The organism is Streptomyces sp. AK02-01A (genome assembly GCF_033795305.1).
Lineage (GTDB): Bacteria > Actinomycetota > Actinomycetes > Streptomycetales > Streptomycetaceae > Streptomyces.
The window spans coordinates 23,288-29,764 of the sequence record NZ_JARBAE010000065.1 but is presented as its reverse complement, the minus strand read 5'-3'; the positions used below and the strand labels follow the sequence as shown (position 1 = coordinate 29,764).

Annotated in this window: 5 protein-coding genes; 3 read left to right on the top strand and 2 right to left on the bottom strand. The window is 72.5% G+C overall.

What is annotated here, in order from left to right; all coding sequences use genetic code 11:
• Positions 1-145 precede the first annotated feature (145 nt).
• On the bottom strand, positions 146-1,507 hold the full coding sequence (locus tag PV679_RS33755) for a ferredoxin reductase family protein (protein WP_319684832.1): 1,362 nt from the start codon (positions 1,505-1,507) through the stop codon (positions 146-148).
• A gap of 175 nt (positions 1,508-1,682) precedes the next feature.
• Between PV679_RS33755 and PV679_RS33750 the strand changes: the two genes are divergently transcribed.
• The gene (locus PV679_RS33750; protein ID WP_319684830.1) at positions 1,683-2,417 is read left to right on the top strand and encodes a response regulator transcription factor; all 735 of its coding nucleotides are present in this window, start codon (positions 1,683-1,685) and stop codon (positions 2,415-2,417) included.
• A complete protein-coding gene (locus PV679_RS33745) occupies positions 2,414-3,838 on the top strand; it encodes a HAMP domain-containing sensor histidine kinase (protein WP_319684828.1) in 1,425 nt (474 codons plus the stop codon). Before PV679_RS33750 ends, PV679_RS33745 begins: the two co-directional genes overlap by 4 nt.
• 36 nt (positions 3,839-3,874) lie before the next feature.
• On the opposite strand, the gene PV679_RS33740 is transcribed toward PV679_RS33745, so the two are convergent.
• Positions 3,875-5,848: a heavy metal translocating P-type ATPase gene (locus PV679_RS33740; protein WP_319684826.1), complete on the bottom strand. Its 1,974-nt coding sequence runs from the start codon at positions 5,846-5,848 to the stop codon at positions 3,875-3,877.
• 93 nt (positions 5,849-5,941) lie between these two features.
• Here PV679_RS33740 and PV679_RS33735 point away from each other — a divergent pair, with 93 nt between their 5' ends.
• The gene (locus PV679_RS33735; protein WP_319684825.1) at positions 5,942-6,328 is read left to right on the top strand and encodes a metalloregulator ArsR/SmtB family transcription factor; all 387 of its coding nucleotides are present in this window, start codon (positions 5,942-5,944) and stop codon (positions 6,326-6,328) included.
• Positions 6,329-6,477: the final 149 nt, after the last annotated feature.

Below are 6,477 nucleotides of genomic sequence, written 5' to 3'. Positions count from 1 at the left end.
CTATGTAAATTTACCGAGGCTTTGGGTGGGGAAGTTCAGATTTGTAAAAGCGCGGGAGGCTGGTGGGGTTTGAGGGCGAGCAGCGCGACGACGAGGGCGCTGATCCCGGTGGTGGTGAGGACGGCTCGGCGCATGGTGGTTCTCCTCAGAACGCGAAGGACTCGTGGTGGATGCGCCGGGCCGGAGCTCCGGCTTCGCGCAGGGCCTGGATCGCGGCCCGCGTCATGCCGGGAGGGCCGCAGAGGTAGATGTCGTGCGCGGCCAGGTCCGGCACCAGAGCGGTCAGGCCCCGGGCGGTGAGGGGTGAGGAGCACGCGGCCGGTTCGTCGACGACGTAGTGCACGGTGGCCCGTCGGCGGGCGGCGATCGCGTCGAGTTCACCGCGCAGGGCGAGGTCGGCCGGGCGGCGCGCCCGGTAGACGAGGGTGACCTGGCCCGGCAGCGTCTCGAAGAGCGTGCGCAGGGGAGTGATACCGACGCCGCCCGCCAGGAGCAGGACCTTGGGCGCGGTGCGGCGGTTCGCGGTGAAGCCGCCGTACGGCCCCTCGGCCCATACCCGGGTACCGGGTGCCAGGCGGGCGAGCGCGGCGCTGTGGCCGCCGGCGGTCTTGACCGTGATGCGCAGATGGTGTGGGTGCGCGGGGGCGGAGAGGGAGTAGGGGTTGGCGGTCCACCACAGCCCGCGGGTCAGGAAGCGCCAGCGCAGGAACTGCCCCGGCCGGCCGCCCAGCTCGTCCAGGTGCTCGCCGGTGAGGTGGACGGAGACCACGCCGGGAGCCTCTGGGTGAACCGCTGTGACGCGCAGGCGGTGGCGCAGTCCGCGCCGCAGCGGGACGGCGAACCGGTACCAGGCGAGCAGCGCGGCGACGCCGAGGAAGAGTGTGTACCAGGCCGCCTGCGCGGAGCGGTTGCCGACGAAGTCGGCTCCGTTGGAGAGCTGGTGGCCGAAGGTGAGGAAGACCGCGAGGTAGGTGGCGAAGTGCAGGTAGTGCCAGGTCTCGTAACTCAGCCTGCGGCGGGCCGCGCGGGCCGAGAGGACTCCGGTGGCCACGAACAGCAGGAACCCGGCCGTGCCCTTGAGGAGGTCGGGGTAGTGCAGCACGAGTGTGGTCGTCTGGCTGACCACGGTCGTGTGGGAGGTCAGTGAGTAGCCCCAGATGATCAGCAGGGTGTGGGCGAGGGCCAGCGATACGGTGCAGCGGCCGCCCCAGGCGTGCCAGCGGGCGAGGCGGTCGGTGCCGATGGTGTGGTCCAGGAGCGGCACGCGGGCCATCAGGGCGAGCAGGATCGTGCAGGCGTAGCCGGCCAGGAGACCGGTGATGCGTCCCGCGCCGGTGAGCCAGCCCGCCGGGCCGACGACCGAGGTCGTGTCGCTCCACCACAGTGCGAGCACCCCGGCGGCACCGGCCCAGATCGCCGGCGGAGCCAGGAAGGGCACGGCGCTGCGGCGCGGGCGGCGGTGGCGCATACCGCGGCTCGCACGGGTGCTGCTGAAGGTGGTGGTCATGGGATGGGGCTCCTCCGGATGGGACTCGCTCCGGCGATGGGCGGCCAGCCTCACAGCCCAACCTCTGCGTATCTTCTGAAATCGCTCGGCCGGCCCTTCTCCGCGCGGATTGAGAGGAAACTCAAAGGCACGGCCCGCTCCGCCCCGGCCCGGGCCGGGGGATGCTGAAGGAACCATGAACGAGCCGCGCGCCACCACGCCTCTGCACCGCCCCGACGGGGACCCCGTGCGGATCCTCGTCGTCGATGACGAACCCGACGTCACCGACGTCCTGGCCGGAGCCATGACCGGCGAGGGCTGGCAGGTGCGCACCGCCGCCGACGGCGCGACCGCTCTGGCCACCGCCCGCGCCTTCCGGCCCGACGCGGTGGTCCTGGACTGGATGCTGCCCGACATGGACGGCATGCGGGTCCTGCGGGCCCTGCGGCGTGAGGCACCCCGCGTGTGCGTACTCTTCCTGACGGCCCGCGACGCGGTCGAAGACCGCATCGCCGGCATCACCGCGGGCGGCGACGACTACGTCACCAAGCCCTACAGCCTGGAAGAAGTCCTGGCCCGGCTGCGCGGGCTGCTCCGGCGGGCCGGGATGACAACCGAGCCGGGCACGAACCTGCTCACCGTCGGTGACCTCACCATGGACGAGGAAGCCAGGGAAGTCAGACGCGGCGGGGCCACCGTCGATCTGTCCCGCACCGAGTTCGAACTGCTGCGCTTCCTCATGCGCAACCCGCGACGGGTCCTGTCCAAGAGCCAGATCCTCGACCGCGTCTGGGCCTACGACTTCGGCGGACGCGCCCACGTTGTCGAGCTCTACATAAGCTACCTGCGCAAGAAGATCGATGCCGGACACACCCCGGTGATCCACACCGTGCGCGGCGTCGGCTACGTCCTCAAGCCGGAAACCTCGTGAGGCGCCCGGTCCCCCGCACCCTGCGCGGGCAGCTCACCGCCGGACTCGTCACCCTGCTCGCCCTCGCCTGCCTCGCCGTCGGCATCGCTACGGCCCTCGCCCTGCGCGGCTTCCTGATGGGGCGCCTGGACGAGCAACTCAACGCCTCCGGCGGCCGATTCGCCGCCAGCCTGGAACACGAGGCCGAGCCCGACGCCGACAACCGGCCCGACACGCGTGGTCAGGCCGAGGCGACCTTCGGCGCTCGCCTCCTGAACGGCACCGCCACCCAGGCCGCTGTCGTCGATCAAGCCACCGACCGCTCCCTCCCGCTCACCGCCGGGGACCGCCGCGCCCTGGCCGGGGTCCCTGCCGACGGACACGGACACAGCATCCGCCTTTCCACCTTGGGCAAGTACCGCGTCACCGCTGTCGACGGCGACGACCAGGACATCCTCATCACCGGCCTGCCCCTGCACCCGGTGGAGGAGACCCTCCACCGCCTCGAAGCGGTCGAGGCCGCACTGTTCGGCGCCGCGCTCCTGGCCACCGGCGCCGCCGGAGCCCTGTGGGTACGGATCTCCCTGCGCCCCCTCCAGCGGGTCACCGCCCGGGCGGCGGAGGTCGCCGGGCTGCCCCTCGCCAGTGGCAAGGTCGCCATGCCAGGACCGCTCCCCGACACCGACCCCCGCACCGAGGTCGGCCAGGTCGGCACCGCGCTCAACCACATGCTCGGCCACGTCGAAGACGCCCTCACCCGCCGCCACGCGAGCGAGGAAAGACTCCGTCACTTCGCCGCCGACGCCAGCCACGAACTGCGCACCCCCGTCGCCAACATCCGCGGCCACGCCGAACTCGCCCTGCGCCACCACGGCCCCGTCCCCGCCGAAGTCCGCCACGCCCTGGAGCGCGTCAACGGCGAATCCCGGCGCATGACGCGCCTCGTCGACGACCTGCTGCTCCTCGCCCGTCTGGACGCCGGACGCCCCCTCGAACACGAGCCGGTCGACCTGACCCTGCTGATCCTGAACGCGACGGATGACGCCCGCGCGGCGGGCCCCGGCCACCGCTGGATCCTCGACCTCCCCGAAGAGCCGGTCACCGTCACTGGCGACGCCCACCGCCTTCAGCAGGCCATCGGCAACCTCCTCGCCAACGCCCGCACCCACACCCCACCCGGCACCGAAGTGATGATCACCCTCACCCCCGACCGGCACAGCGTCCGCGTCAGCGTGAGCGACAACGGCCCGGGCATCCCCGAAGAAATCCGGCCCGAGGTCTTCGGCCGCTTCGTCCGCGCCGACCACGCCCGCTCCCGCGGCACGGGAAGCACTGGCCTCGGCCTCGCCATCGTCCACGCCGTCATCACCGCCCACGGCGGTACCGCAACGGTCACCAGCAGCCCCGGACACACGGCCTTCCGCCTCACACTCCCCGGCTGACCGCGTCAGCCGTGCGGCTGCGGCTGGTTCACCTGCTCACGCGGCGCGGTTGCCGAGGGAGTTCGTCCAGGCGCTTTCACGAAGGAGGCGCAGACCGTTGAGGCCGACGAGGACGGTGGAGCCCTCGTGGCCGGCGACGCCGAGCGGGAGCGGCAGGGTGGCGACGAGGTCCCAGGCCACCAGCGCGGTGATGAAGATCCCGGCGATGACCAGGTTCTGCGCCACCAGGCGGCGGGCCCTGCGGGAAAGGCCGACGATCGCGGGGATGGTGGCGAGTTCGTCGCGGACGACGACGGCGTCGGCTGTCTCCAGGGCGAGGTCGGACCCTGCCTTGCCCATCGCGATGCCGGTGTGCGCGGCAGCCAGGGCCGGGGCGTCGTTGACGCCGTCGCCGACCACCAGCACCCGGCGGCCCTCGGCCTCCCACGCCTGGACGGCGGCCACCTTGTCCTGCGGGAGCAGGCCGGCCCGGACATCGGTGATGCCGACCTCGGCCGCGAGGCGGCGGGCGGCGCGCTCGTTGTCGCCGGTCAGCAGAACCGGCGGGCGTCCGGTGAGTCCGGTGAGCGCGGCCACCGTCGCCTTCGCGTCGGGGCGGAGCCGGTCGGCGATGCCCAGCACACCGGCCGGCGCGCCGTCGCACAGGACGAGGACCGCGGTGTGTCCGTCGTCTTCGAGCGCCCGCACCACGTCGCCCATCTCCGGACCGTCTGTGGAAGTGAGGCGGGCCGGGGAGCCGACCTGGACCGTACGGCCGGCGACGGTGGCGGTGACGCCGGCGCCGGGCGTGGAGGTGAAGCCGGCCGCTTCGTCGAGGGCGAGGCCGCGTTCGCGGGCGGCCTGGACGACGGCGCGGGCGAGCGGGTGCTCGCTGGGGTGCTCGGCCGCCGCCGCCAGAGCCAGCAGAGCGTCCTCGTCCAGAGCGGAAGCGAGCTCGGGGCGGATGTCGGTGACGCGCGGGGTGCCCTCGGTCAGGGTGCCGGTCTTGTCCAGCGCCACGGTGTCGACCTGGCCCAGGCGCTCCATGACGACGGCCGACTTCGCCAGGACCCCGTGGCGTCCCGCGTTGGCGATGGCGGAGAGCAGCGGCGGCATCGTGGAGAGCACCACCGCGCACGGCGAGGCCACGATCATGAAGGTCATCGCGCGGAGCAGGGCCGACTGGAGCTCGTCGCCGAAGGCGAGCGGGATCGCGAAGACGGCGAGAGTGGCGACGACCATGCCGATCGAGTACCGCTGCTCGACCTTCTCGATGAACAGCTGGGTGGGGGCCTTGGTCTCGGAGGCTTCCTCGACCATCTTCACGATCCGCGCGATCACCGAGTCCGCCGGGTCCCGCTCGACCCGTACGCGCAGAGCGCCGGTGCCGTTGACGGTGCCCGCGAAAACCTCGTCGCCGGCCTGCTTGGCCACCGGGAGCGGCTCACCGGTGATGGTGGCCTGATCGACGTCGCTGGTTCCCTCCAGGACCTGGCCGTCGGCGCCGACCCGCTCACCGGGCCGCACCAGGATGACGTCCTCCACCGTGAGGGTGTCGGCCGGGACGTCTTCCTCTCCGCCGCCCGGCCGGAGCCGGGTCGCGGTGGCCGGCGCGAGGTCGAGGAGGCCGCGGACCGAGTCGGCGGTGCGCGCGGTCGCGAAGGCCTCCAGGGCGCCGGAGGTGGCGAAGATGACGATCAGCAGCGCCCCGTCGAGGACCTGGCCGATGGCGGCGGCCCCCAGCGCCGCGACGACCATCAGCAGATCCACGTCCAAAGTCTTGTCCTTCAGGGCCTTCAGGCCCTCCCGTCCCGGCTCCCAGCCGCCTGTGATGTAGACGGCGGCATACAGCGGTGCCCACAGCCGGGCCGGGGCGCCGAGGAGATCCAGCGGGAGGGCGGTCAGGAACAGCACAAGCGCGGCCAGCGCCCACCGGGCCTCCGGCAGCGCCAGGACCCGCGTGCGCCGCTTCGGCGTCGGACGCGGTCCGGACGCGGTCGGCGCGGGCCGTTGGCCGAGGACAGCAGGCATGACAGAACGACCCTTCACGGGAGATGGGGGCAACACTCTCACCATACAGGAACATCTGAACAGTTCTTCAGGTGTCGTCGGTATGATGTCCCCATGGGTCACGGAACCGGCATCCCGAGCAGCGCCACCACCCGCGAGCGCCTCGACGCCGTCGGCACCGCCGACGTCGCCGCCACCCTCCAGGCCCTCGCCACCCCCTCCCGGCTGCACATCCTGGCCCGCCTCCAGGAAGGCCCCTGCTCGGTCGGCGACCTCGCGGAGGCCGTCGGCATGGAAGCCTCCGCCTGCTCCCACCAGCTCCGCCTGCTGCGCAACCTCGGACTGGTCACCGGCGAACGCCACGGCCGCTCGATCATCTACGCGCTCTACGACAACCACGTCGCCGAGCTTCTCGACCAGGCGCTCTATCACGTCGAACACCTGCGGATGGGTATCCGCGACACCTCCGCCGCCGTGGCCGAGCCCGTCACCGCCGACTGAGACCGGCGCGCCGGCCACCGGGGCGGCTTGGGCGCCCGCTCGGGTGGGCGACGGTGGCGTAGTGCGGCGCGGTCTCCTCGGTGATCCCGACGAGCCTCATCAGTCCGAGCGGGCCGGCGCCTCCGGCTGCCTCGTTGAGGATGCGGTCC